Origin of the sequence: Streptomyces fuscichromogenes, assembly GCF_014645815.1 — a bacterium.
GTDB lineage: Bacteria > Actinomycetota > Actinomycetes > Streptomycetales > Streptomycetaceae > Streptomyces > Streptomyces fuscichromogenes.
In genome coordinates, this window is sequence record NZ_BMML01000026.1 from 128,631 (window position 1) to 154,283 (window position 25,653).

19 protein-coding genes and 1 tRNA gene are annotated in these 25,653 nt (G+C 71.9%); 11 read left to right on the top strand and 9 right to left on the bottom strand.

All coding sequences use genetic code 11. The annotated features are described in order from the left end of the window. Positions 1–208: 208 nt before the first annotated feature. Both IEZ11_RS40465 and IEZ11_RS40470 read right to left on the bottom strand, forming a co-directional pair. Entirely contained in the window at positions 209–2,788 is a 2,580-nt protein-coding gene (locus tag IEZ11_RS40465; RefSeq protein WP_189268033.1) for an ABC transporter permease, read from the bottom strand. Next, positions 2,785–3,573 carry an ABC transporter ATP-binding protein gene (locus IEZ11_RS40470; RefSeq protein ID WP_189268034.1) on the bottom strand — a complete coding sequence of 263 codons (789 nt, stop codon included), beginning with the start codon at positions 3,571–3,573 and terminating at the stop codon, positions 2,785–2,787. Before IEZ11_RS40470 ends, IEZ11_RS40465 begins: the two co-directional genes overlap by 4 nt. A 433-nt stretch (positions 3,574–4,006) precedes the next feature. Between IEZ11_RS40470 and IEZ11_RS40475 the strand changes: the two genes are divergently transcribed. Next, on the top strand, positions 4,007–5,506 hold the full coding sequence (locus tag IEZ11_RS40475; protein WP_189268035.1) for an MFS transporter: 1,500 nt from the start codon (positions 4,007–4,009) through the stop codon (positions 5,504–5,506). Positions 5,507–5,694: 188 nt separating this feature from the next. Here the strand turns inward: IEZ11_RS40475 and IEZ11_RS40480 are convergent, their stop codons facing one another. The 5 genes from IEZ11_RS40480 to IEZ11_RS40500 form a co-directional block, all read right to left on the bottom strand. After that, positions 5,695–6,582, bottom strand: coding sequence for a coiled-coil domain-containing protein (locus tag IEZ11_RS40480; protein ID WP_229713660.1), 888 nt, complete (start codon positions 6,580–6,582; stop codon positions 5,695–5,697). 157 nt (positions 6,583–6,739) lie between these two features. Continuing rightward, complete coding sequence (locus IEZ11_RS40485) at positions 6,740–7,297, bottom strand: dihydrofolate reductase family protein (RefSeq protein ID WP_189268036.1); 558 nt, start codon at positions 7,295–7,297, stop codon at positions 6,740–6,742. Positions 7,298–7,389: 92 nt separating this feature from the next. Further along, positions 7,390–8,316 carry an RNA polymerase subunit sigma-70 gene (locus IEZ11_RS40490; RefSeq protein WP_189268037.1) on the bottom strand — a complete coding sequence of 309 codons (927 nt, stop codon included), beginning with the start codon at positions 8,314–8,316 and terminating at the stop codon, positions 7,390–7,392. Positions 8,317–8,421: 105 nt separating this feature from the next. Further along, positions 8,422–11,199, bottom strand: a complete 2,778-nt coding sequence (locus tag IEZ11_RS40495) for an SUKH-4 family immunity protein (protein WP_189268038.1) — start codon at positions 11,197–11,199, stop codon at positions 8,422–8,424. Positions 11,200–11,207: 8 nt separating this feature from the next. Then, positions 11,208–12,200, bottom strand: coding sequence for an SMI1/KNR4 family protein (locus tag IEZ11_RS40500; RefSeq protein ID WP_189268039.1), 993 nt, complete (start codon positions 12,198–12,200; stop codon positions 11,208–11,210). A gap of 298 nt (positions 12,201–12,498) precedes the next feature. Between IEZ11_RS40500 and IEZ11_RS40505 the strand changes: the two genes are divergently transcribed. Together IEZ11_RS40505 and IEZ11_RS40510 are read left to right on the top strand one after the other, a co-directional pair. Then, entirely contained in the window at positions 12,499–13,035 is a 537-nt protein-coding gene (locus IEZ11_RS40505; RefSeq protein ID WP_189268040.1) for a YwqJ-related putative deaminase, read from the top strand. Positions 13,036–13,117: 82 nt separating this feature from the next. Further along, on the top strand, positions 13,118–13,651 hold the full coding sequence (locus tag IEZ11_RS40510; RefSeq protein WP_189268041.1) for an SUKH-3 domain-containing protein: 534 nt from the start codon (positions 13,118–13,120) through the stop codon (positions 13,649–13,651). Positions 13,652–13,941: 290 nt separating this feature from the next. Here IEZ11_RS40510 and IEZ11_RS40515 read toward each other — a convergent pair whose 3' ends face one another. Then, entirely contained in the window at positions 13,942–15,303 is a 1,362-nt protein-coding gene (locus IEZ11_RS40515; protein ID WP_189268042.1) for a sensor histidine kinase, read from the bottom strand. Between the two features lie 529 nt (positions 15,304–15,832). Here IEZ11_RS40515 and IEZ11_RS40520 point away from each other — a divergent pair. From IEZ11_RS40520 to IEZ11_RS40545, 6 genes are all read left to right on the top strand, one after another. After that, positions 15,833–15,907: transfer RNA gene (locus tag IEZ11_RS40520), tRNA-Gln, on the top strand. A gap of 116 nt (positions 15,908–16,023) precedes the next feature. Beyond that, positions 16,024–17,472, top strand: coding sequence for a bifunctional UDP-N-acetylglucosamine diphosphorylase/glucosamine-1-phosphate N-acetyltransferase GlmU (glmU, locus tag IEZ11_RS40525; RefSeq protein WP_189268043.1), 1,449 nt, complete (start codon positions 16,024–16,026; stop codon positions 17,470–17,472). A gap of 141 nt (positions 17,473–17,613) precedes the next feature. Further along, positions 17,614–18,594 (top strand): ribose-phosphate diphosphokinase, encoded by a 981-nt coding sequence (locus tag IEZ11_RS40530; protein ID WP_189268044.1) that lies wholly within the window; start codon positions 17,614–17,616, stop codon positions 18,592–18,594. A gap of 208 nt (positions 18,595–18,802) precedes the next feature. After that, positions 18,803–19,390 (top strand): 50S ribosomal protein L25/general stress protein Ctc, encoded by a 588-nt coding sequence (locus IEZ11_RS40535; protein ID WP_189268045.1) that lies wholly within the window; start codon positions 18,803–18,805, stop codon positions 19,388–19,390. Between the two features lie 209 nt (positions 19,391–19,599). Next, positions 19,600–20,217 (top strand): aminoacyl-tRNA hydrolase, encoded by a 618-nt coding sequence (gene pth, locus IEZ11_RS40540; RefSeq protein WP_189268046.1) that lies wholly within the window; start codon positions 19,600–19,602, stop codon positions 20,215–20,217. A gap of 53 nt (positions 20,218–20,270) precedes the next feature. Continuing rightward, positions 20,271–20,768 (top strand): hypothetical protein, encoded by a 498-nt coding sequence (locus tag IEZ11_RS40545; RefSeq protein ID WP_189268047.1) that lies wholly within the window; start codon positions 20,271–20,273, stop codon positions 20,766–20,768. A gap of 96 nt (positions 20,769–20,864) precedes the next feature. Here the strand turns inward: IEZ11_RS40545 and ppc are convergent, their stop codons facing one another. After that, positions 20,865–23,597 carry a phosphoenolpyruvate carboxylase gene (ppc, locus tag IEZ11_RS40550; RefSeq protein ID WP_189268048.1) on the bottom strand — a complete coding sequence of 911 codons (2,733 nt, stop codon included), beginning with the start codon at positions 23,595–23,597 and terminating at the stop codon, positions 20,865–20,867. A 308-nt stretch (positions 23,598–23,905) separates the two neighbouring features. Here ppc and IEZ11_RS40555 point away from each other — a divergent pair, with 308 nt between their 5' ends. Both IEZ11_RS40555 and IEZ11_RS40560 read left to right on the top strand, forming a co-directional pair. Then, complete coding sequence (locus IEZ11_RS40555) at positions 23,906–24,916, top strand: acyl-CoA desaturase (RefSeq protein WP_189268049.1); 1,011 nt, start codon at positions 23,906–23,908, stop codon at positions 24,914–24,916. Continuing rightward, the gene (locus IEZ11_RS40560; RefSeq protein WP_189268050.1) at positions 24,913–25,587 is read left to right on the top strand and encodes a TetR/AcrR family transcriptional regulator; all 675 of its coding nucleotides are present in this window, start codon (positions 24,913–24,915) and stop codon (positions 25,585–25,587) included. Before IEZ11_RS40555 ends, IEZ11_RS40560 begins: the two co-directional genes overlap by 4 nt. The last annotated feature ends 66 nt before the right edge of the window (positions 25,588–25,653 follow it).

Here is a 25,653-nt window from a genome sequence, read left to right on the forward strand (position 1 = left end):
GCTCCGCCCCCTGGACCCCCGAAGCCTATGCCCACCCACCACCCGACTCGGTGGGCAAAGAAGCCGGACTCGAAAGACGAACGAAGGACAAAGACGTGCCCGGCGCCGAAGAGTCCCCCAGGACTCCCCGGCGCCGGGCGTTCCCCCGCAACCCCCGTATGCGGTGGCTTCTTCGGTAACCCCCGCATGCGGGGCCTCTTCGGTCGGATCAGTCCGTGGCGATCGCCTTCAGGACGTTCATGCGGCCCGCGCGGAACGCCGGGACCAGGGCGGCGAACAGGCCCACGAAGGCCGAGCCGATGAAGACCCCGATGATCGTCGGCCAGGGGATCTCCAGGACCTTCAGGCCCTGCAGGGCGAGCAGCTGCTGGGCCGTGGCGCCCCAGCCCATGCCCAGTCCGAGGCCGAGCAGGGCGCCGAAGAGGGCGATCACCACGGACTCCATGCGGATCATCCGGCGCAGCTGGCGGCGGGAGAGGCCGATCGCCCGCATCAGGCCGATCTCGCGGGTCCGCTCGACCACCGACAGGGCGAGCGTGTTCACGACCCCGAGGACCGCGACGATGATCGCCAGGGCGAGCAGGCCGTAGATCAGGTTCAGCAGCTGGCCGATCTGGTCCTTGAGCGCCTTCTTGTAGTCGGTCTGGTCGCGCACGGTGTACTGCGGGTAGTCGTGCAGCGCGGACTTGAGCGACTTGTACGCGGCGGCCTGCTGCCCGTCCTTGGCGGTGGCGAAGACCAGTTGGTCGAGGGGCATCCTGGCCGCCGGCACGTACTTGGCGAGGGTGGCGATGGAGATGTACTTGGCGCCCTGGTCGATGACGACGTCGCTGCTGGTGATCGCCCGGACCGTCAGGTGGGCCGTGCGGCCGTCCTTGAACCTGACGGCGATCTTCGAGCCGAGGTGGATGTCGTGCGCCTTGGCGAACTTGTCGTGCACGGACATCGAGTCCGGCAGGTAGGCGTCCTGGAGGTCGCCCGCGACGGTCTTGGTGCGCAGGTCGGTCGCGTACGTCGGGTCGGCCGCCGTGATGTCGGTGTCCTTGAGGGTCCTGCCGTCGGGGGTGGTGTAGTCGGCCGTGGTGGTGCGGTACTCGGTGACGCGGGCCAGGCCCGGCACGTCCTTGACCGCCCTGACCGCCTGCGGGGTGATCCGCTGGCCGCTGTCGGACTGGATGATGAAGTCCGTGCCGACGGTCTTGTCAAGTTGGTCGGAGGCGGAGGCGACCATGGAGGAGCCGACCACCGAGAGGCAGGCGACCAGCGCGAGCCCGATCATCAGGGCGGCGCCGGTGGCACCGGTGCGGCGCGGGTTGCGCAGCGCGTTGCGTTCGGCCATGCGTCCGACCGGGCCGAACATCCGCAGCAGGACGGCGCCCAGGACCCGTACGACGCCGCCCGCGAGCAGCGGGCCGATGACGACGAACCCGATGAGGGAGAGCACGATGCCGAGGCCGAGCCAGGCCGAGCCCTGGGTGGCCTTCGAGCTGGTCGAGGCCAGGTAGAGGCCGTAGCCGCCGGTACCGGTCAGCACCAGGCCGATCAGGGCGCGTATGCGGCCCGCCCTGGCGTCGGCGGGGGCGCCCGCGTCGCGCAGCGCGGCCATCGGGGAGACCTTGCCGGCGCGGCGCGCGGGCAGGTAGGCGGCGAGGACGGTGACGACGACGCCGAGGATCAGGCCGAGCACCGGGGTGGTCCAGGCGACCGTCAGATCGCTGGTCGACAGGTGCATGCCCATGGAGCCCATCAGCTTCATCAGGCCGACCGCGATGCCGACGCCCGCGCCGACGCCCAGGACCGAGCCGACGAAGCCGAGCAGCAGGGCCTCCACGAGCACCGACCGGTTGACCTGGCGGCGGCTGGAGCCGATGGCCCGCATCAGGCCGATCTCGCGGGTGCGCTGGGCGACCAGCATCGAGAAGGTGTTGATGATCAGGAAGATGCCGACCAGGAAGGCGATCCCGGCGAAGCCGAGCATCGCGTACTTCATGACGTCCAGGAGGCTCTCGACGTCCTTCTGGTTGGCGTCGGCGGTCTCCTTGGCGGTCTGCACCTTGTAGGCGGTGCCGAGTTCGCCGACGACGTTCTTCTTCAGCTGCGCGTCGGTCACCCCCGGCGCGGCCGTCACGTTGACGTTGGTGAAGACGCCGGTCTGCCCGACGAGCGTGCGCTGCGCGGTCTCCGTGTCCAGGTAGAAGATCGCGGCACCGGGGTTGGTGACGGTGAAGTCGGCGATGCCGGAGATCCTCGCGGTGTGCGTGCCGACCGCGCTGATCACGGCGATCTCGTCACCCAGCTTCAGGTGGTGCTTGTCGGCGGTGTCGGCGTCCACCATGACCTGGCCGGCGTTCTTCGGCGCCGCACCGGAGGTGATCTTCATGGTGCGGGCGTCGTTGGAGTTCCAGCTGCCGACGATGGTCGGGGCGCCGCTGGACGGCGACAGGCTGTCCTTCTCGGCGTCCACGACGGTCACGGACGTCGAGAAGACCGTCCCCTCCGCCGCCTTGACGCCGGTCGTGGCGCGGACCTTGCCGACCACGGCGGCCGGCATGACCGGCGGCCTGCCGTTGTCGGAGGTCGTCTGGCCGGTGTCGGAGGCGCTCCTGGCGCTGACCGTCACATCGGAGGAGGTCGCCGCGAACAGCTTGTCGAACGTCGTGTTCATGGTGTCGGTGAACACCAGCGTGCCGCACACGAACGCCACCGACAGCAGGACGGCGACCGCGGACAGGGCCATGCGCCCCTTGTGCGCGAAGAAGTTGCGCATCGAGGTCTTCATGACGGTCATGACGTACGCCCCCGCGCGTCGAAGTCCTTCATGCGGTCCAGGACGGTGTCCGCGGTCGGCTTGAACATCTCGTCGACGATCCGGCCGTCGGCGAGGTAGAGCACGCGGTCCGCGTAGGAGGCGGCGACCGGGTCGTGCGTGACCATCACGATCGTCTGGCCCAGGTCGTCCACCGAGCTGCGCAGGAAGCCGAGGACCTCGGCGCCCGCGCGGGAGTCGAGGTTCCCGGTCGGCTCGTCCCCGAAGATGATCTCGGGGCGGGCTGCGAGGGCGCGCGCCACGGCCACCCGCTGCTGCTGGCCGCCCGAGAGCTGGGTGGGACGGTGCTTGAGCCGGTCCGCGAGGCCCACGGTGTCGACGACCCGCCCCAGCCACTCCTTGTCGGGCTTCCGCCCGGCGATGTCCATGGGGAGCGTGATGTTCTCCAGCGCGTTCAGCGTCGGCAGCAGGTTGAACGCCTGGAAGATGAACCCGATCCGGTCCCGGCGCAGCTGGGTGAGCTTCTTGTCCTTGAGGCCGGTGATCTCGGTCTCGTCCAGGTAGATCTGACCGCTGGTCACGGTGTCGAGCCCGGCGAGGCAGTGCATCAGGGTGGACTTCCCGGACCCCGAAGGACCCATGATCGCGGTGAACTGCCCCCGCGCTATGTCCACGTCGACATGGTCCAGGGCGACGACCCGGGTCTCCCCGGCCCCGTACGCCTTGACGACCTGCCGCGCCCGCGCGGCAACGGCCGTACGCCCTCCAGTACCCCCGTGCCTGGGAATGGTCACAGCCGATGTCACGGTATGTCTCCTAAGTCGGTCAGCGAATCGACAGCGCGGTCCTGCGCCTTGCCGCTGGGCGGTTGGTACGACGATGAGTCTGTCCTCGCACGGGGTTGTCCCGCGCTGGTGCGAAGCCCCGTCTTTCCGGGGGGTAAACCCCACCCCCGCCGGTTCGGTCAACCACCCCCGGCGGCGTAAAGCCAGGTTAAGGACGGCCCGGGTGCCGTCTCGTCCTCCGGCGGAACGAACCCGCCCCGAGCCGTAGTACGGAGAACCCCCTAGGGGATGTCCACCGACGGGTGGAGTCCTTCTCGGGGTCGGTCTCCACCCGGCCGCCGGGGCGGCCGCGGGCTCCCACCAGGTGGACGCCCACTCCCGCCGTCCGGGGGCGGGTGGGAAGCTGTCGCACGCGAGATAGATACATGAGGAACACATCGGGAGGGGATCCGGCGTGGCGACGGAGAACACGAGACCCGCGGTACGCGCGGCGGGGCGCGAGGCCGGGACCGGCCGGCGGGGGGCCGTGGTGGCCGCCCTGATGCTCGCCATGGCGCTGGCGGCACTCGACTCCACCGTCGTCTCCACCGCCGTACCCCAGATCGTCGGCGACCTCGGCGGTTTCTCGGTCTTCTCCTGGCTCTTCTCCGGCTATCTGCTGGCCGTCACCGTGACGCTGCCGGTGTACGGCAAGCTCTCCGACACCTTCGGCCGCAAGCCGGTGCTGGTCGCGGGCGCCGCGGTGTTCCTGCTGGGGTCGCTGCTGTGCGCGGGGGCCTGGAACATGGGCGCGCTGATCGCGTTCCGGATCGTGCAGGGCGTCGGCGGCGGGGCGCTGCAGGGCACCGTGCAGACCGTCGCGGCCGACCTGTACCCGCTGGAGGAGCGGCCGAAGATCCAGGCGAAGCTGTCCACGGTGTGGGCGGTGTCGGCGGTCGCCGGTCCGGGGCTCGGCGGGGTGCTGGCCGGGTACGCGGACTGGCGGTGGATCTTCCTCGTCAACCTGCCGATCGGGGTGGCGGCGCTCTGGCTGATAGTGCGTCACCTGCACGAGCCGAAGCGCGCGCCGCGCACGCCCCCGCGGGTGGACTGGGAGGGTGCGCTGGCGGTCTTCGCGTGCGGGGGCGTGCTGCTGACGGCGCTCGTGCAGGGCGGGGTGGCGTGGGCGTGGTGGTCCGCGCCGTCGTGCGCGCTGTTCGCCACCGGGTTCGCGCTGGCGGGACTCGTGGTGTGGATCGAGCGCCGGGCGGCGGAGCCGATCATCCCGGGGTGGGTGTGGCGGCGCCGTACGATCGCGGCCGTCAACCTCGCGCTCGGCGCGCTCGGCCTGCTGATGGTGGCGCCGACGGTGTTCCTGCCGACGTACGCGCAGTCGGTCCTCGGGCTCGCGCCGGTGGCCGCCGGGTTCGTGCTGTCGGTGTGGACGCTGAGCTGGCCGGTCTCCGCGGCCCTCAGTCAGCACGTGTACCGGCGGATCGGCTTCCGCGACACCGCGCTGCTCGGCATCGGCGCCGCCGCGCTGGTCCTGTTCGCGTTCCCCTTCCTGCCCTACCCGGGGTCGGCCTGGCAGCCGGCGCTGCTGATGCTCCTGCTGGGCGGCGCGCTGGGCCTGTTCCAGCTGCCGCTGCTGGTGGGCGTGCAGTCGACGGTGGGCTGGGAGGAGCGGGGCACGACGACCGCGTCGGTGCTGTTCTGCCGCCAGAGCGGCCAGACGATCGGTGCGTCGGTGTTCGGCGCGGTCGCCAACGGGGTGCTGGCGGCGCGGCTGGGCGGCTCGGGCGACCTCGACTCCGTCACGCGCGCGCTGGACGACGGAACGGCCGCCGAGGCCACCCGGCACGCCGTCGCGGACGCGGTCCACGCGGTGTACTTCGGGGCGGCGTGCGCGGCGGCACTGGCGTTCCTGGTGCTCCTGACGGTGGCCCCGCGACGCTTCCCGGTCCTCAAGGACTGACGGTCCGCCCCGGTCCGCCCCGGTCCGGTCCGCCCCGGTCCGGCCGGCGCCGGGCCGCGGGGCAGCGGCGGCAGTACGAGGCGGTGGCGGGGCGGACCCTGATGGGGCGGATCCCGGTGGGGCGGATCCTCGTGGGGCGGATTCTCGTGGGGCGGATCCTCGTGGGGCGGATCCTCGTGGGTGGTGGGCTATTCGGCCGCCGCGCGGCCCGTCAGGGACATGAGGCTGTCCCGCATGTGGTCCATGTGCGCCTGCACGTCGTCCCAGGTCTCGCCGTGCTCGCGCAGCACCCGCTCGGTCTCCCGCGCGATGTGCTCCTCACGGACCCGGGCCTCCGCGAGGACCTCGCCGGCCCGCGCGTGCGCCTCCTCCTCGGAGCGGCGCGCCGATCCCTCGGCCTCGACCAGGGCCTGCTCCGCCTCCGTCAGGGCGGCCTCGGCACGGGCGATGCGCTCGGCGTTGTGCGCGTCGACCGCGGCGGCGCGCGCGGCCTCCTCACGCTCCTCCTCGGCCCAGCGTTCGGCGTGCTCCTTGGCCTGTTCGGCGAGCATCGCGATGGTGCGCTGCCGCACCTCGCGCAACGCCGAGAGGGCCTCGCCCCGCCGCTCCTTCACCTCCAGGCGGGTGCCGATACGGATGTCGTCCGCCTCGGCGCGCGCGGCGAGGAGACACTGGCGGGCGCGTTCCTCGGTGTCCGCGCGGAGCGCGTCGGCCTGTTCCTGCACCGTGCAGCGCGCGCTGTCGGCGCGGGCCGCCGCCTCCGCGACCCCCTCCGTCAGCGCGCGCCGGGCGCCCTCGCGCAGCGCCTTCGCCTCCTCCGCCACCAGCCGGAACACCCGGTGCGCGCGGTCCCCGAGCGCCTCGTACGTCTGCGGGGGAAGCTGCTCGACCTCGGCGCGCAGCTGCTCGGACTCCGCCTCCATCTCCTTGGCGAGCACGGTGAGCCGCGCGGCACGCTCCCACGCCGCGTCCCGGTCCTCGCAGAGCGCCACCATGAACGTGTCGACCTGATCGGGGCGGTAACCACGCCCCCGGACGGTCACGAAGTCGTACGGCGACACCGATGCGCTGCTCACCTGGAACCCCTCTCCGCCGGACCCGCACGAAATGATGATTTCGCGGACATCTTGATGGATCGGACGTAAGTGTTCATAACGCGACACTCCGCATATCGCGCTCGAAACACCGCACGCCGTACGAGGGGAGCGCCGGCGCGTCAGGGGGCGTGAAAGCTCAGCCGCGCGCCCTGCGGTAGCGGGTCAGCACCGTCGCGCCCGTGTGTTCCGCCGACAGGCACTCCAGTTCGGCGGGCGGGCCGCCGGCCGGGAAGAGCGGCCGGCCGGCGCCGAGGACGGTGGGGAAGGTCAGCAGCCGGTACTCGTCGACCAGGCCGGCCGTCGCCAGGGTGTGCACCACCCCGATGCTGCCCATCACGACCACGTCCCGCCGCTCGGTCCTGACGGCGTCCAGCAGATCGCCGTCCAGGAGACGGGAGTTCGCCCACGCGGACACGTCGGACAGGGTGCGGGAGGCGACCAGCTTCGGTGCGGCGTTCAGGCGTGCGGAGAAGGGGTCGTCACGCCCCGGCCACACGTGCGAGAAGGCCTCCCAGGTGGCCCGTCCCAGCAGGACGACCCCCTCGTCCAGGGTGCGGCCCAGCCCGAACCTGTCCCCAGCGATCTCCTCCCGGCCGAACCGGAAGATCCAGCCGCCGTACGGCGTGCCCCCGGAGCCGTCCGGGTCGGACACGATCCCGTCCAGGGTGGTGAACTGGATGACGACAACGCTCATGACGGTGGTCCCTTCGCTCGATGGTCACCGGTACATACCGGCGGCACCGGGCGGACTCATCGCCGTCGGCGGACCTTCTCCTCCCGGCCGTCTCAGCAGGCGCGCGGCGCGGGCGCCTCGGCCGGCGCGAACGCCGTCAGCACGCGCGGGTCGGTGAACACCACGTTGCGCGCGACCCGGCCACCGCAGACCGTCAGGACCTGCACACTGTGCAGCCGGTGCCCGCCGCCGGGCTCCGGGGCGTACGCGACGAGCGCGGGCTGCCCGCCCGCGGTGCCCGAGCGGGTACGCCAGCCGGTGCCGCGCAGCCGGAACACCCGGTCCATGAACAGGCCGTAGTCGCCCCGGCCCCGGTACCACAGCGGAACCGGCGGCATCTCCAGGGTCGCGTCGTCGGTGAGCAGCCGTACCAGCGCGGGCACATCGGCCGCCTCGAACGCCCGCACGTACCGGCCCACCGTCTCCCGCACCTCGGGGTCGTCCGGCTCGCTCACCTCGTCCACGGCGGCCACGCGCGCGAGTGCGGCACGCGCCCGCTGGAGCGCGCTGTTCACGGCCGCCACCGAGGTCTCCAGCTGGTCGGCGACCTCGGCGGCGCTGAACTCCAGCACCTCGCGCAGCACCAGCACGGCCCGCTGCCGCGCGGGCAGCACCTGCCACGCCGCCACCAGCGCGAGCCGCAGATCCGCGCGCGCCTCCATGTCGTGGCGCGCGTCCGGGAACGGCTCCAGCCACGGCACGTCGAGGGCCGGCGTGAGCGGCGCCTCCGGATCGGCACCGGGCGCCCCGAGCCCGGACGGCAACGGCCGCCGCGCCCGCCCCTGGAGCGCCGTCAGGCACGCGTTCGTCGCGATCCGGTACAGCCAGGTCCGCACCGACGCCCGCGCGGGGTCGTAGCGCTCACGCGCCTTCCAGGCCCGCAGCATGGTCTCCTGCACCAGGTCCTCGGCCTCGTGGAACGAGCCCAGCATCCGATAGCAGTACGCCACCAACTCGCCCCGGTACGGCTCGAAGTCCATCCGCCCATCATGCCCGCGGGGTACGACAGCCGGGCACGCGCGCGTGGGGGCCGGTCAGGTCGTCCGACCCGACCGGCCCCCGTACGGCCGTCCCGCCCCGCGTCGCTAGAGCAGGCCGTCCCACATCTGTTCCAGCAGCACCGACCACCAGCTCTCCGGCGAACCCAGCGCCGCCGGGTCCAGGGAGGCCAGCTGGGCCTGGAAGTCGACGGTCCAGCGGCCCGCCTGCTCCTGGTTCAGGCCGAACCGGAGCCGCCACATCCGGCCCAGCAGCGCCAGGCAGCGCGCGAACTCCGGCAGCCCGGTGTTCACGAACTGCGGCGGCACGGACGCCCCGCCCGGCCCCGCCTCCACCGGCACGGCCACGATGTTCGCGGTGCCGTACTGCACACAGACCGCCTTGCCGAAGTCGGTCCCCATGACGAGGTACGACGCCGCGTCCGGCGCCGGCTGCAACCCGCGCTCCTGCGCCAGCTCCGCCAGCGTCGGCACCGGCCGGCCCGGCTGCGCCTGCGCCCAGAAGAACGGCCCCATGTCCAGCGGCAGCCCCGCCGCCACCAGCATGTGCGCCACGATCGGCGGCACGCCCTGCCGGTCCACCGCCGCCTGCTCGAACCGGAACACGCCCGGACCGAACGCCGCCGCCAGCTCCTGCGCGATCGCCTCCGGCGGGATCGGCGGCGCCGCCTGCACCTGCGGCAACGGCGCCCGCACCGGCGCCGGGCGCGCGGGGCCCGCGGCCACCTGGTGCAACTCGCCCTGGTGCGCCAGCAGTTGCCGCATCCCCTGCTGCCGGCTCGCGTGGTCCGTCCCGTACGGCGCGATGCTCGCCAGCCGGGCCTGCGGCCACTGCTCCCGGATCATCCGCGCGCAGTAGGCGCCCGGCAGCTCGCACGACTCCAGCTCCGTGTGCAGCTCCAGCACCTGGTCCGGCGGCACGTTCATGGCCCGCAGCTCGTGGAAGATCTGCCACTCCGGGTGCGGCGTGCCCGGCGCCGAACGCCGGATCAGCTGCTGCTCCGAGCCGTCCTGCGCCCGGTAGCGGAGCACCGCCTGATATCCCGGCCCGACCGTCGGCTGCCCCTGCGGCGGCGGGTAGCCGTACGCCGGCGGCTGCTGCCCAGGTACGGGCTGCCCCGGCACCGGCTGACCGGGCACGGGCTGACCGGGAGGCGGCGGCATCGCACCGGCCGGCATCGGGGGCGGCATCTGCGCGGCGCCCGGCGGCATGCCGGGGCCGCCGGGGAGACCGGCCGGAGGGCCGACCGGAGGGCCGACGGGGGGTGCGGACAGCACGGTTTCCGCGTGGTGAACCGCCGCTCCGCTCGCACCGGCGCCGCCGGGCGCGGGAGGCGTGACAGGAGCGCCCGGAGCGTGTGGTGCGCCGTGGGGGGCGAACGGTGCGCCCGGCGCGGGGGACCCCCCTGGAGCACCAGGTATGCCCGGAGCGGCCAGCATCGTGGCCGCGTGGTCGACATCGCCGGGCGGGGTGCCACCCGGAGTACCCGGCGCGGCGGACGGGTTGGGGGCACCTGCCGGACCTTCGGGCCTCTTGGGACCGAGTCCCGGCACCATCTGCGTCGGCGCGTACCCGCTCACCGGCGCACCCGGCGCGGGCGGCTGAGGCGCGCCCCCGGGGTGGGCGCCCGGCACTCCCAGCGTTCCCGGGGCTCCCGGCGGCGGAGGCGGCGCGCCGGCCCCGCCACGCGCCCGGCGCGGAGGGGGCGCGGCCTTGCTCGTCGCGGCGTCCGCTATGTCACTGGCGTTCGGCGCGAGATGCCGTTCCGGAGCCACCGGACCCGCCGGAGCCACCGGACCCGTCGGACCCGTCGGAGGCTGCGGCGCGCCCGGAGCACCGGCCGGCGCCTGCGGATAGCCGTAGCTCGGAGCGGCGGGCGCCTGCGGGTAGCCGTAGGAGGGCGCGGGCGGGGTCGCGGGCGCCTGCGGACGGACGGGCGCACCGGGAGCCACCGGTCCCTGCGGGTAGCCGTAGGACGGGGCGTCCTGCGGGGGCGGCGAAGGTGTACCGCCCTGCGGCGCACCACCCTGCACGCCCGGCGCACCCTGCACGCCCCGCACACCCTGCACGCCCGGCGCACTCGCGTCGTCGAGCGCCGGGGACACCGCCGTGCGGGGCAGCTGGCTGCCCCCCGCCATCAGCGCCGTCTCGGCATCTCCGAGGACACCGTCGTCGGCATCGCTCAGCGGCGGTGCGAACACCGTCGCGGGCAGCGGGACGGAACGGTCCTCACCGGCATCGGCGTTCGTGTCGGTGCCGGCCCAGGGAGTCGCACCGGCCGGTACGTTCTGCGCCCCAGCACCCGAACCCGCCCCGGCCGCCGGCCAAGAAGTCCCGCCGCCGCCCGCCGGCACCCCGGCCTGCGTCTCGGCAAGCCCACCGGAACCCGCACCCGAACCCGAACCCGAACCGGAGCCCACACCGGCTCCGGCTCCGGCACCGGCACCCGCTCCGGCCGGCGCCCCGTCGTTCCCCGGGCGCCGATCCGGGATACCCAGTTTGTCCGCCGCCTCCTGGAGCCACTCCGGGGGACTCAGCAGGAACGACGTCTGGTTCAGGTCCACCCGGGCCGCGGGCACCGGCACCGCGTCGGCGATCTCCGCCTCACGGCCGTACTCCTCCTCGTACCGGCGGATCACCTCGCCCACCGGCAGCGCCGGCCACAGCGTGGCCTCACCGCTGTCACGGGCGATGACCAGCCGCTGCCCGCCCGCGTCGGACCGCGGGCCCTCCGCACGGTCCTCGCCCCACACCACGAACCCGAGGCCGAACTCCCGCACCCGCACCTCACGATGCTGGTACGCCGGCACCTCGCCGTTGATCCACTCCTCGGCGCGCTCCTGCGCCTGCGCGAACGTCACCATGCCGGACCTCACTCCCCCGAACCCGAGCCGACCGAAGCGGCACGCGCGAAACCACCGTCGACCATCAGGTTCGCCACCGTCTCCAACTCCGGCGGGGAACCCGCCAGCCGCGACAGGAACCCGTCGAAGTCATCACCGCACGGCAGCAGCAGACGCTCCACGCGCTCCGCCGGCGACCACCCCGGATCCACGTCACGCGCGTCGTCGTACGCGCAGAACCACACCGAACCCGGCCGGTCGCCCTTGACCTTCACCGCCAGCAGACCGCCCTGCACGAAGCCGACCCCCAGGTAGTCCTTGGTCAGATGGTCGCGCAGGCACTTGTTGACGTACACGAGGTCGTTGACCGCCGCCTCGTCGCGGACCGTGAAGAACGGCTGGTCCACCAGCAGTCCGAGGCCGGCGTCCAGGGCCGTGCCCACCGGCGCGCAGCCGCCCGCCGCCTTCAGGAACGAACGGTAGGCACCCGGCAGCCGGTACCCGAGGTCCTCCTCGACGCCCTGCACCTGCGACTCCGACACCGCCACACCCGACTTCGGCAGCCCGAAGTGCGCCGGACGCGTCTCCTGCAAGGGCCGCGTCCCCCGCTTGCCGTGGTCCACCCGCGTCGTCGCCACCCCGCCGTGATGCCGCAGCAGCGCCTTCACCTCGACCGGGACCAGCTCCAGCCGCCGCGACGCCACCACGTGGTGCCACGTCCAGCCGTGCGGCGTCGCCACCTCCGGCACCGTGTCCCACAGCTCATGACCCGCGGCCGACTGCACCGCGTTCGCGGACACGAAGTCCGTCAGCCGCAACTCGTCGACGCCGAAGCCCTCCGGCGGATCGGCGATCTCCACCGCCGCACGCGCGTACGGCGAGAAGTCGGGGTAGCCGCGCTCGTCGATCCGTACCCCTCTCGGGTGACGTGCCGCCCGAACCGGATCCGGGAAATGCACGACCTGCCCGGCATAGGCCGCGTTCGGCGGCGCGGCTTGCTGCCCGAGCCGACCTGTCGTCATGACGGTTGCCCCCTGCGGCACTCTGTACGAACCGACACCACACCCCTGCGGCGCGCCACGGCCCGTATCCGGCTGTCTCTCCCACGTCCCGGACGCGTCGACCACGCCCGTCGCGGTGGCGACAGCCTATGCGGTACACGAACCCCGGTCATCGGCCCTCCGGTTCGGTGACCAGCCGTCACCCCGCCGTGACAGCCTGCCCGAACCCGGGCGTGTCGCACCGCCCCAGCTACCGCACCCGCCACCGGATTTGGCAGTCTGTGACTTTCGGGGGGATGCCCGGGAGGGGAAGACGATCATGAACGTCACGCAGACAGGACCGCACAACGCCATGTCCGGCGCCGTCCACGGCGCCACCCAGGGCGACCCCCGCATCGGCTGGAGCAGCGCCGAAACGCCTCCCGTACCCGCCCTCCAGCACCGCCGCGACGGCATCCTGCCGACCGTCGCCGCCGCCCTCTCCGTCCGCGGCGCCACCCTCACCGGCACCGCCGCCCGCGGCGACCAGCCGCCCCCGCTGCACCCGCTGGTCCAGGAGTTCCTCGACACCCTGCCCAGCGGACAACGCGACCGTTTCACCGGCCGCTGCGCCGAGGCCATCCTCATCTCACGGCACATCAGCGCCACCGACGCGGCCCGCAGCAAACGCGCCCTCCGCAAACCCATGACCAACGGCGAAGCCCGCAGGTCCCTCAAGCAGGCCAAGCTCACCGCCCGCCGGATACGCGAGGACGGCGACCCGCTGCACGGCAGCTTCGCCGCCCCCTGCCGGGCCTGCGCCGCCCTCACCGCCCACTTCGGCGTCCGCGTCGTCGACCCCACCACCGAGACCTGAGCCGACACCTGCCCCGACCCCACCGCCACACACAGGCACCGAACACCCGCACCCGTAACCGCACCAGGACGATCGAAGGGCAATGCACGCCGACCGCACCTCATCACCCAGTCTCGGCTTCGCCCGACCGGGGGCACCCCCGTCGCGCTTCTCCGCGCCCGTCGACACAGCCCTGCGCGCCGCAGGCTGGCAGCCCGGACGCTGGGACATAAAACAGGCCGAGGTCTGGGCCGACGCCCTGCGCGACCACGCCTCACCCGCCGGACACCGGCACGCCGTCTTCCCCGCCGCCGTGGAGGCCTGGGCCGAGTTCGGCGGCCTGCGCATCAACCCCACCGGCGCCGGCCGCCAGGTCGCCCCCGCCGTCCTCCACCTCGACCCCCTGCACGGCCTGCACCTCGCCCGTACCCTCGGCGACCTCGGCCGCGCCCTCGACACCGAGGTCTGCCCGCTCGGCGCGGAGACCGACACCCACTCCCTGCTCGCCATCGACGCCGAGGGCCGGGTCTACACCCTCGACCACACCGGCGACTGGTACGTCGGCCCCGACATCGACCACGCCCTGACCGCACTCATCGCGGGCGTCGAACCCCAACGCCTCACCACCCACGCATAACCACAGCCCGACGACCACCCGAGGACCGCCCGACGACCGCCTGCCCGACCGCGACCGGCCGACCGTCACCGGACGACCGTCACCCGACGACCGCCCGCCCACCTGCCCGACGCCCACCGGACAAACCGCCCGCCCACCACCCGACAACCGTCCGGCAGCCACTCAGGCAGCCGCCCCGCGACCGGCCGACAGCCGCCCGAAACCGCTCAGCCAGTCGTCCGACAACCGCTCAAGCAGCCGCACAGCCAGCGCCGCTCAGCCAGTCGTCCGACAACCGCTCAGCCGGCCGCTCAGGCCGACGGGATCACCGCCGACACCCGGAAGCCCCCGGCATCGGTCGGCCCGGACACGAACACCCCGCCCAGCCCGAGCACCCGCTCGCGCATCCCCACCAGGCCGTTCCCGCCCGACGGCAGGCCCGCCGAGGCCGCCGACGCCGGCTCCGGCGGTGGCTCGTTCTCCACCTGCATCGCGATCTCCGCCATCCGGTGCGCCAGCCGCACATGCGTCTTGGCACCCGCCGCATGCTTGTGAACGTTCGTCAGCGCCTCCTGCACCACCCGGAACGCCGTCTGCTCGATCGCCGCCGCGTACGACCGCACCGCGCCCTCGACCGAGAGGTCCACCACCATCCCGGCCGCAGCCGACTGCCCGATCAGCACCTCCAGCTCCGACAGCCACGGCCCCTCCTCCTCGGCCGCCCGCGAAGCCGCCGCCGCGGCCGCCACCCCCACGGCCGCGAGCGGCACCGAAGCCGACGCCGAGGCCGGGACCGCCGCCCGGACCTGCGCGGGCACCGAGGCCGACGCCGGGGCCGTCCGCCGCTGGGCGGCCTCCCCCGAGCGCAGCACCCCAAGCATCTCCCGCAGCTCCGTCAACGCCTGGCGCCCCATATCCCCCACCAGCGCCGCGTTCTTCACCGCCTTCTCCGGATCCTTGCGCGCCACCGCCTGCAGGGCCGCCGCATGCACCACCATCAACGACACCCGGTGCGCGACCACGTCGTGCATCTCCCGCGCGATCCGCGTCCGCTCCTCGCCCCGCGCCCACTCCGCACGCTCCTCGGCCCGCTCCGCGAGCAGCTGAAGCTCCCGCTCCAGACTGTCCGCCCGCTCCCGCAGGCTCTCCATCAGCCGCCGCCGGGCACCCACGTAGAGCCCCAGCAGCACCGGAGGAGCGGTCAGGCCCAGCGAGGTCGTCACCGCCGCGAAGGGCACGAACCAGTCCCCCAGCGTCAGATCCCCCCGCGCCATGTCCTGCTTGACCCGCACGAACGTCACGATCATCGTCCCGAGCAGCGACATCCCCGCGAGCGCCACGATGATCCGGCGCGGCAGCTCGGCCGCGGCGAGGGTGTAGAGGCCGACGATGCCCATCAGGAAGCCCATCTGGGCCGGCGTGATCGCGATCGCGACCAGCACCACGGCGATCGGCCACTTCCGGCGCAGAACCAGTACGGAACCGGCCAGCAGGCCGAACACGATCCCCGCCGACACCGGGATCCCCGCGTCCCGCGCGAACGGAACCCCCTCCGCGGCGCACTCCAGCGCCGACACCAGTGCGAGCCCCACGTCCAGAACCGCACTACGCCACCGTGACCACCACCACGGCCCGGTGAAGGCCGTCGCGTGGTCTGCCCCCGTCGTGGTCATGCCTCCAGCCTACGGGCGCGGGGGTGGGCTTTTCCGGTGAGTTTCGTCTACTCGCGTACACCACACTCCGTAACCGAACAGCTCAGAAACCCGCTGGAATCCCTCGAACTGCCGAACCACGCACGGGAGCTACGACTTCGGGGCCGGACGTACCACCAGATCCGAGCCGAACCGGGCCGCTCGAAGAGTTCGGTCTCGCTCCGGGTGCGCGATCTGCCGCACCCAGAACCCGAGCGCACACCCGAGGAGCAGCGAGCGCGCACGAACGCGGGACCGGCGCGACCGCACGCCTCGCGAGACCCCGAACGGGCAGCGACGAAGCGGGAGGCCGGGGCATCCATCGGAGAGTTGTCGGACCGGGAGCCGTCCGTCGCGGGTGCCGCCCGCCACTGGGCCGACGTCGTGAACGTCGAGGTGTCCACGTCCGGCAGAGCGCCGACTTGTACCGTCGCATGGAAGGCGCCTGGTACGGCATAGTAGGAGGCGCCACTCGGCAACCTGACTAAATGTCCGGTTTGGTCGAGAATTTTCCCCCGTGGTGTAATTGGCAGCACTGTGGCTTTTGGTGCCATCTGTCCGGGTTCGAGTCCTGGCGGGGGAGCCATACCCGGATCCGGGCCCTGACAGCTCCGTCAGGGCCCGCTCCCATGTCTCCCACGAAACGCCCCGGTATCCTGCGGATGTCACCCCCACCCGTCCAAAAAGCCGAAGGGCACATCCGTGAGCGCCATTCGCCCCGCAGCCGTCGTCGTTCTCGCAGCGGGTGAGGGCACCCGTATGAAGTCGGCCACACCCAAGGTCCTGCATGCGATCTGCGGCCGTTCCCTGGTGGGTCATGTGCTCGCCGCCTCCCGCGAGTTGGACCCCGAGAACCTGGTCGTCGTCGTCGGGCACGCGCGTGAGCAGGTCGCCGCGCACCTCGGGGAGGTCGACGCCGCCGTCCGCACCGCCGTGCAGGAGCGGCAGAACGGCACCGGACACGCCGTGCGGATGGCGCTGGAGGAGCTGGGCGGGGCGGTCGAGGGGACCGTCGTCGTGGTCTGTGGTGACACCCCGCTGCTGACCGGGGAGACGCTGAAGCGGCTCGCCGAGACGCACCACGGCGACGGCAACGCCGTGACCGTGCTGACCGCCGAGGTGCCGGACGCGACCGGTTACGGCCGGATCGTGCGCGACGCCGCCTCGGGGGCCGTGACGGCCATCGTGGAGCACAAGGACGCCTCCGCCGCGCAGCGGGCGATCCGGGAGATCAACTCCGGGGTGTTCGCGTTCGACGGACAGCTGCTTTCGGACGCGCTGGGGAAGGTGCGGACGGACAACAGCCAGGGCGAGGAGTACCTGACCGACGTGCTCGGGATCCTGCGGGAGGCCGGGCACCGGGTGGGGGCCTCGGTGGCCGGCGACCACCGGGAGATCGCCGGGATCAACAACCGGGTGCAGCTGGCGGAGGCGCGCCGGATCCTCAACGACCGGCTGCTGGAGCGGGCGATGCTGGACGGCGTGACCGTCGTCGACCCGGCCACCACCTGGGTCGACGTGACCGTGACCTTCGAGCAGGACGCCGTCGTCCACCCGGGGACGCAGCTGCTCGGTTCGACGCACCTGGCGAAGGGCGCCGAGGTCGGGCCGAACAGCCGGCTGAAGGACACCCGGGTGGGTGCGGGGGCACGGGTGAACAACACGGTGTCTGATTCCGCCCATATCGGCGCGGACGCGTCTGTGGGACCGTACGCCTATCTGCGGCCGGGGACCCGGCTGGGGGCGAAGGGCAAGATCGGTACCTACGTGGAGACGAAGAACGCGTCGATCGGGGAGGGGACGAAGGTTCCGCATCTCTCGTACGTCGGCGACGCGACGATCGGCGAGTACTCGAACATCGGTGCGGCGAGCGTGTTCGTGAACTACGACGGGGAGAGCAAGCACCACACCACCGTCGGGTCGCACTGCAAGACGGGTTCGGACAACATGTTTGTGGCGCCTGTCACGATCGGGGACGGTGCGTACACCGCTGCCGGGTCCGTGATCACGAAGGATGTGCCGCCCGGTTCGCTGGCCGTGGCCCGCGGTCAGCAGCGGAATATCGAGGGCTGGGTGGCCCGGAAGCGTCCGGGGAGCCCGGCGGCGACGGCCGCCGAGGCGGCTTCCCGGCGGGGCGCGAACGAGGACTGACCGGAAACAGGTGCGCCGAAGACGTCGTACCGTGATAAGTGCACACCCGCACCTAACCAGCTGGTTCGACCTCTCGCGCCTGGCGCGGCGGTCACCCTTGAGCCGGCTGTACGGCTGAGACACCTCTGAGGAGACAGTGCTGTGACCGGGATCAAGACGACCGGCAAGAAGAAGATGATGTTCTTCTCCGGCCGCGCCCACCCCGAGCTTGCCGAGGAGGTCGCCCACCAGCTGGGTGTCGGGGTCGTCCCGACGAAGGCCTTCGACTTCGCGAACGGCGAGATCTACGTCCGCTACCAGGAGTCGGCACGTGGGGCCGACTGCTTCGTGATCCAGAGCCACACGGCTCCGATCAACCAGTGGATCATGGAGCAGCTGATCATGATCGACGCGCTGAAGCGTGCGTCGGCGCGGTCCATCACCGTGATCGTGCCGTTCTACGGTTACGCGCGGCAGGACAAGAAGCACCGGGGCCGTGAACCGATCTCGGCGCGGCTGGTCGCGGATCTGATGAAGACGGCGGGCGCGGACCGGATCCTCACCGTGGACCTGCACACGGACCAGATCCAGGGCTTCTTCGACGGTCCGGTGGACCACCTGTTCGCGCTTCCGCTGCTGGCGGACTACGTGGGCTCGAAGGTGGACAAGGACAAGCTGACCATCGTCTCCCCGGACGCCGGCCGGGTGCGGGTGGCCGACCGCTGGTGCGACCGGCTCGGGGCGCCGCTGGCGATCGTGCACAAGCGGCGCGACAAGGACGTGGCGAACCAGGTGACCGTCCACGAGGTCGTGGGCGAGGTCAAGGGCCGGGTCTGCGTCCTGGTCGACGACATGATCGACACCGGCGGCACGATCTGCGCGGCGGCGGACGCGCTGTTCGCGCACGGTGCGGAGGACGTCATCGTGACGGCGACGCACGGTGTGCTGTCCGGTCCGGCGGCGGACCGGCTGAAGAACTCGCGGGTGAGCGAGTTCGTGCTGACGAACACGCTGCCGACGCCGGGTGAGCTGAGCCGGGATCTGGACAAGATCACGGTGCTGTCGATCGCGCCGACGATCGCGAGTGCGGTGCGTGAGGTGTTCGAGGACGGTTCGGTGACGAGCCTGTTCGACGAGCAGTGAGGTTTCTGCGCAGGCCGCGCTAGCCTGCGCAGAAGATCCTTTTGGGTACGGCCTTCCTCTCCGAGTAGACTGCTGAAGTTGCTCGGCGAGGGAGGCCGTACCTGCTTCTGTGCAGGTGTCGGCGGTCCGTTATCGACGCGCTCTTCGTAGCAGGCCGTTCGTGGCCGGGTGACCACGTCCGTTTCTACTTCTACGAGGAGTGATCAATATGGCCGAGGTGAAGATCGCCGCCGAGACGCGCAGCGAGTTCGGCAAGGGTGCCGCCCGTCGCATCCGCCGTGACAGCAAGGTCCCCGGTGTCCTGTACGGCCACGGTTCGGACCCGATCCACCTGACCCTGCCGGGCCACGACCTGCTGCTCGCGCTGCGCACGCCGAACGTCCTGATCTCCCTGGACATCGACGGCAAGTCCAACGAGCTGGCGATCCCGAAGTCCGTCGTGCGCGACCCGATCAAGGGTTACCTGGAGCACGTCGACCTGCTGCTGGTCAAGCGCGGCGAGAAGGTCACGGTCGAGGTCCCGGTGCACGCCGAGGGCGAGCTGGCCGCGGGCGGCAACCTGCTGGAGCACGTGCTCAACGCGCTGCCGGTCGAGGCCGAGGCCACCCACATCCCCCAGGCCGTCACCGTCTCGGTCGAGGGCCTGGAGGCCGGTGCCTCCGTCCTCGCCAAGGACATCACCCTGCCGGCCGGCGTGACCCTGGCCGTCGAGGAGGACGCGGTCGTCCTCCAGGTCCTGGCCGCGCAGGCCGAGGAGGCCCCGGAGGGCGAGTCCGAAGAGGCGGCCGAGGCCTGAGCCGTCGGTTCAGGTACCGTCCGCTTGAACAGGCACCCGGCGCTGGTGGCTGTGCCCACCCGTTCCGCCCTGCGGAACGCCTGCCCACAGCGATGGCAACACGGTAGGCGCCCGCGCCACAGCCATGCGGTAAGCGGTAAGCGGTAAGCGGTAAGCAACGGTCAGCCGTCGTTCCCCCGGGAACGGCGGCTGGCGCGTATCAAGGAGAGATGGACGTGACCACCCCCGCAGGCACCCCCGCCGCCAACGCCCCCTGGCTGGTCGTCGGGCTCGGTAATCCCGGGACCGAGTACGCGATGAACCGGCACAACGTCGGCTTCATGGTCGTGGAGTTGCTCGCCGGGCGGATCGGCGGGAAGTTCAAGCGGGCCGGGAAGGCGCAGGCTCAGGTCGTGGAGGGGCGGCTCGGGGCGCCGGGTCCGGGCAGCCGACGGGTGATCCTGGCCAAGCCGATGTCGTTCATGAACCTCTCCGGCGGCCCGGTGAACGCGCTGCGCGACTTCTACAAGGTGCCGGTCGCGGGCATCGTCGCGATCCATGACGAGTTGGACATCGACTACGGCGTGCTCCGCCTCAAGCTCGGCGGTGGCGACAACGGGCACAACGGGCTGAAGTCGATGACGAAGGCGATGGGCCCGGACTACCACCGGGTGCGGTTCGGGATCGGGCGGCCTCCGGGCCGTATGCAGGTCGCCGACTTCGTGCTGAAGGACTTCTCCTCGACCGAGCGCAAGGAACTGGACTACTTCGTGGACCGGGCCGCCGACGCGGTGGAGGCACTGGTCACCGAGGGACTGGAGCGGGCGCAAAGCTCGTACAACTCCTGACTTGTCCCCCGCCTGCCCCCTGCGGCAGTTGACCGACCGTAGGGAAATGGCCAATGATCCCGGCCATGCCTGCTGCCTCCGCCGCCTCCCGTACGGCCCCGGTCACCGCGCTGCGTGTCGTGTCGATGGGCGCGGTCGCCGTGCTGATCCTGGTCGCCGGGGTGTGGGGGTCCTGGGGCACCGCGCAGGACGTGATGCTCACCAAGGGCAGGGAACGGGGCACGGTCACGGTGACGGCGTGCGGTGACGACACCTGCACGGGGCCGTTCGCACCCGTGTCGACCGGTGCGTCGAAGCGCGCGAGCGTCGTCATGGACAAGTCGGTCGGGGTGCGCAAGGGGCAGACGTACGACGTGATCGTGAAGCCCGGCACCGAGGACGTGGTCCGGTCCGGTCCGGCCGGGGTCCTGTACTCCTGGGTACCGCTGGGCGGCGCGCTGCTGCTGGCGTCGGTGGTGGTGGCCGGAGGGCTGCGGCTGACCCGGGTGGCGTGGCTGCTGGGAGGTTCGGGGATCGCGCTGCTCACGGCGGCGTTCGCCGCGTTGCAGTGAGCCCGGCGAGCAGGACGGGCGCGCGGGACGAGCGCCCGGAACGAGCGGTGCCCCCGGGTGTACGAACCCCGGGGGCACCGTCGTGTCCGGTCGCGGTCAGCCGGTGTTGCGCAGGCCCGCCGCCACGCCGTTGACCGTGAGGAGCAGGGCGCGGGCGAGCAGCGGGTCGGCCTGCTCTCCCGCCGCCGCCGCGTCCCGCTGGCGCTTGAGCAGGGCCACTTGGAGGTAGGAGATCGGGTCCAGGTAGGCGTCGCGGACGGTGAAGGTCTGCTTGAGCACCGGGGTGGCGTCCAGCAGTTCGGCCTCACCGGTGATCTTCAGGACTTCGGCGACCGTCAGCTCGTGCTCGGCCCTGATCGTGTCGAAGACGTGCTTGAGCTCGTCGGGGACGAGGGTGTCGACGTAGTGCTGGGCGATCCGCAGGTCGGTCTTGGCGAGGGTCATCTCGACGTTGGAGATGAAGTTCTGGAAGAAGTGCCACTGTTCGTGCATCTCGTCCAGGACGGTGTCCAGGCCCGCCTCGCGCAGCGCCCTGAGGCCGGAGCCGACGCCGAACCAGCCGGGGACGATCTGCCGGGACTGGGTCCAGCCGAACACCCAGGGGATGGCCCGCAGTCCGTCGAGCGAGACGCCGGAGCCGGGGCGGCGGGAGGGCCGGGAGCCCAGGTGCAGGTCGGCGAGCTGGTCCACCGGCGTCGACGCGAGGAAGTACGTCGGCAGGTCCGGGTCCTCCACCAGGCGGCGGTAGGCGCCGTGGGCCGCGTCCGAGACCACGTCCATGGCCGCGTCCCAGCGGGCCAGGGCCTCCACGGACTGGCGGGGGGAGGTGTGCAGCGCGGAGGCCTGGAGCGTCGCGGCGACCGTCAGTTCCAGGTTCTCCCTGGCCAGGGACGGGATCAGGTACTTGTCGGAGATGACCTCGCCCTGCTCGGTCACCTTGATCTCGCCCTCCAGGGTGCCCCAGGGCTGGGCGAGGATCGCGTCGTGGGAGGGGCCGCCGCCGCGGCCGACGGTGCCACCGCGGCCGTGGAAGAGCCGCAGCCGGACGCCGTAGCGGTGGGCGACGTCGCGCAGCCGGCGCTGGGCGCGGTGGATCTCCCACTGGGAGGTGGTGATGCCGCCGAACTTGGAGGAGTCGGAGTAGCCGAGCATGACCTCCTGGACGTCTCCGCGCAGTGCCACCAGGCGGCGGTACGACGGGTCGGAGAGCATGTCCTCCAGGATGGTGTCGGCGGCCTTGAGCTCGTCGGTGGTCTCCAGGAGCGGCACGATGCCGATCTTCGCCCAGCCGGCGTGCAGGTCGATCAGCCCGGCTTCCCGTGCCAGGACGGCGGCCGCGAAGACGTCGTCGGCGCCCTGGCACATGGAGATGATGTACGACTCGACGACCTCGGGGCCGAAGATCTCCAGGGCCTTCTTCACGGTCTCGAAGACACCGAGGGTCTTGGCGCCGGCCGCGTCGACGGGTGCCGGGGTCGGGGCCAGCGGCCGTCGCGACCTGAGCTCCTTGGCGAGGAGCCGGGCCCGGTACTCGCGGGGCATGTCGGTGTAGCGCCAGGACTCCTCGCCGAGCCGGTCGAAGAGCTGGCCGAGGGCGTGGTGGTGGGCGTCGGCGTGCTCGCGGACGTCCATGGTGGCGAGCTGGAGGCCGAACGCGGCGAGGGTGCGGATGGTCCGGGCCAGGCGGCCGTCGGCGAACAGGCCGCCGCGGTGTTCGCGCAGGGAGGTCTGGATCAGGCGCAGGTCGCCGAGGAGCTCCGCGGTGCCGAGGTAGTCGCGGCCGGGCTCGTGCGGGGTGCCGGTGGCCAGGCGCTGCTTGGTGTTGGTCAGCTTCTGCCGGATGCAGGTGGCCTTGAGCCGGTAGGGCTCCTCGGCGTTGAGGCGCTTGTAGCGGGGGCTGATCTCGGGCAGCAGCTCCAGGTCGGTGCGCAGGGACTCCAGGAGTTCCTCGGTGGCGCCGGTGTAGCGGATGGAGTTGGAGAGGAAGCCGCGGAGTTCGTCGATCATCTCCACGGCGTCGTTGATGCCGTGCTCGTGCTGGAGGATGAGGACGTCCCAGGTGACCTGGGGGGTGACATTGGGGTTGCCGTCGCGGTCGCCGCCGATCCAGGTGCCGAAGGTCAGCGGCCGGGTGTCGTCGGGGAGCTGTACGCCCACCCGCTCCAGCTCCGCCGTGAGGTCCTCCAGGACGTCGCCGACCGCGTCGGCGTGCAGTTCGTCCAGGTAGTAGATGGCGTTGCGGGCCTCGTCGGCGGGCTCCGGGCGGACCACGCGCAGTTCGTCCGTCTGCCACACCAGGTCGATGTTCTCGGCGAGACGGGTGTCGGTGCGGCGGCGGTCGGACTCGATGACCGGCGTGTCCAGGAGCGCGGCGATGCGCCGGAGCTTGTTGAGCACCGAGCGGCGCGCGGCCTCGGTGGGGTGGGCCGTGAACACCGGGCGAACGTTGAGGTTCTGCACGGTCTGGCGCAGGTGCTCGGGGTCGGCGTCCTTGAGCCGGTCGGCGGTGCGGGCGAGCAGGCCGCCCTCGGCGGCGCGGCGGGCGCGCAGCTCACGGCCGCGGTGCACCTGCTCGGTGACGTTGGCGAGGTGGAAGTAGGTGGAGAAGGCGCGGACCAGCTTGGCGGCGGTCTCCAGTTCGGTACCGCGCAGCAGGTCGGCGGCGGCCTCGCCGTCCTCGCGGGTCAGGCGGCGGACCCGCTCGACGAGCTCCAGCAGCTCGGGGCCCTCCTGCCGGACGAGGGTCTCGCCGAGGAGGTCACCCAGTCGGCGGATGTCGGCGCGCAGCTCACTGCCGGTCGTGGTGGTCTGGTCGTCGGCACTGCTCACAGGTGCGGCTCCTTGCAGTGTTGAAGCTCGTCTGGAGGGAACCCGTCCGTCGGCCGGGCGGCAGGCGGGGCCTGTCCGCATACGGGCCGGACATCCGGGAAGAAAACAGAGCGGACCGCGCTGTCCGACCGACTCCAAGGATAGGTGTCCATGAGGACGCGCAGGCTCTGGGGCTCTTGCCGCAAGACGCCTCGCTGCCATACTTACGTCGCCGTAGGTTACGGAACCGTAGGGAAGACCCTCTATCGTCCCGTCCGGTCGCCGCGGATCGGCACCTCTCTCAACCCTCGACCCCACAGGGGACGCGCATGACCTCGTCTAGTTCCGATGTGATCGAAGACGCCCAGAAGCCGGCCGACTCCGCTCTTGTGTCCGCCACCCTGGGCGGCGAGAAGAAGGGCTCGGTCGAGCAGCTCACCCTGCTGCTGTTCATCGTCGTGCCCTTCCTCGCACTGCTGGCGGCGGTGCCGCTGGCGTGGGGCTGGGGCGTGAGCTGGCTCGACCTGGGCCTGCTGGTCTTCTTCTACTACCTGGGCTGTCACGGCGTGACCATCGGTTTCCACCGCTACTTCACGCATGGCTCGTTCAAGGCGAAGCGGCCGCTGCGGATCGCGCTGGCGGTCGCGGGCTCGATGGCGGTGGAGGGGCCGCTGGTGCGCTGGGTGGCCGACCACCGCAAGCACCACAAGTTCTCCGACGCGGAGGGCGACCCGCATTCGCCGTGGCGGTACGGCGAGACCGTGCCGGCGCTGGTCAAGGGCCTGTGGTGGGCACATATCGCCTGGATGTTCGATGAGGAGCAGACCTCGCAGGAGAAGTACGCGCCGGATCTGATCAGGGACCCGGCGATCCGGGCGGTCTCCCGGCAGTTCATCTACTGGACGATGCTGTCGCTGGCGCTGCCGCCGCTGATCGGCGGTCTGGTGACGATGTCCTGGTGGGGTGCGTTCACCGGGTTCTTCTGGGGTTCACTCGTCCGGGTGGCGCTGCTCCACCATGTGACGTGGTCGATCAACTCGATCTGCCACGCGGTGGGCAAGCGGCCGTTCAAGTCGCGGGACCGGTCGGGCAACGTGTGGTGGCTGGCGGTGCTGTCCTGCGGCGAGTCCTGGCACAACCTGCACCACGCCGACCCGACCTCGGCGCGGCACGGGGTGGAGCGCGGGCAGCTGGACTCGTCGGCGCGGATCATCCGCTGGTGCGAGCAGCTGGGGTGGGCGTACGACGTGCGCTGGCCGTCACGCTCGCGTATCGATTCACGCCGTAACAGCGCGGAAGGCGGCTCCCGGCAGGGGGCGGAGGCCTCGAAGGCGGCATGATTGACGGCGTGGCGACCGACTCCAGCACCCCCAGTCCCGACAAGCAGCGGCGGGCGCGTCGCACCCGTATGACCGGGGCGGAGCGCCGCCAGCAGCTGTTGGAGATCGGTCGCACCCTCTTCGCGGCCAAGGGTTTCGAGGGCACCTCGGTGGAGGAGATCGCGGCGAAGGCCGGGGTCTCCAAGCCGGTGGTGTACGAGCACTTCGGCGGCAAGGAGGGGCTGTACGCGGTCGTGGTGGACCGCGAGATGCGGCGCCTGCTGGACATGGTGACCAGCTCGCTGACCGCCGGCCACCCCCGTGAGCTGTGCGAACAGGCGGCCTTCGCCCTCCTCGACTACATCGAGGAGTACACGGACGGCTTCCGGATCCTGGTCCGGGACTCCCCCATCCCCCAGTCGACGGGTTCCTTCGCCTCGCTCATCTCGGACATCGCCACCCAGGTGGAGGACATCCTGGGCCGCGAGTTCAAGAGCCGCGGCTTCGACCCCAAGCTGGCCCCGCTGTACGCGCAGGCGCTGGTGGGCATGGTCGCGCTGACCGGGCAGTGGTGGCTGGACGTGCGCCGCCCGAGGAAGGCGGAGGTCGCCGCCCACCTGGTGAACCTGGCCTGGCACGGCCTGGACGGCCTGGAGGCCAGGCCGCACCTGATAGGGCGCCGCAAGGCCTAGGTGTATTGACCCGCAGCGTTGTTCACACGGGTGATCGGTGGCTGGCCGCCGAGTGCGGTGTGGCAG

Bases quoted from the DNA above. Each gene is read 5' to 3' on its own strand.
- IEZ11_RS40560 (WP_189268050.1), top strand. From the start codon at position 24,913: ATGATTGACGGCGTGGCGACCGACTCCAGCACCCCCAGTCCCGACAAG.
- pth (WP_189268046.1), top strand. From the start codon at position 19,600: ATGGACGTGACCACCCCCGCAGGCACCCCCGCCGCCAACGCCCCCTGG.
- IEZ11_RS40555 (WP_189268049.1), top strand. From the start codon at position 23,906: ATGACCTCGTCTAGTTCCGATGTGATCGAAGACGCCCAGAAGCCGGCC.
- IEZ11_RS40515 (WP_189268042.1), bottom strand. From the start codon at position 15,303: ATGACCACGACGGGGGCAGACCACGCGACGGCCTTCACCGGGCCGTGG.
- IEZ11_RS40490 (WP_189268037.1), bottom strand. From the start codon at position 8,316: ATGGACTTCGAGCCGTACCGGGGCGAGTTGGTGGCGTACTGCTATCGG.
- IEZ11_RS40485 (WP_189268036.1), bottom strand. From the start codon at position 7,297: ATGAGCGTTGTCGTCATCCAGTTCACCACCCTGGACGGGATCGTGTCC.
- IEZ11_RS40465 (WP_189268033.1), bottom strand. From the start codon at position 2,788: ATGACCGTCATGAAGACCTCGATGCGCAACTTCTTCGCGCACAAGGGG.
- IEZ11_RS40500 (WP_189268039.1), bottom strand. From the start codon at position 12,200: ATGACGACAGGTCGGCTCGGGCAGCAAGCCGCGCCGCCGAACGCGGCC.
- IEZ11_RS40505 (WP_189268040.1), top strand. From the start codon at position 12,499: ATGAACGTCACGCAGACAGGACCGCACAACGCCATGTCCGGCGCCGTC.
- IEZ11_RS40495 (WP_189268038.1), bottom strand. From the start codon at position 11,199: ATGGTGACGTTCGCGCAGGCGCAGGAGCGCGCCGAGGAGTGGATCAAC.
- IEZ11_RS40510 (WP_189268041.1), top strand. From the start codon at position 13,118: ATGCACGCCGACCGCACCTCATCACCCAGTCTCGGCTTCGCCCGACCG.
- IEZ11_RS40535 (WP_189268045.1), top strand. From the start codon at position 18,803: ATGGCCGAGGTGAAGATCGCCGCCGAGACGCGCAGCGAGTTCGGCAAG.
- IEZ11_RS40545 (WP_189268047.1), top strand. From the start codon at position 20,271: ATGATCCCGGCCATGCCTGCTGCCTCCGCCGCCTCCCGTACGGCCCCG.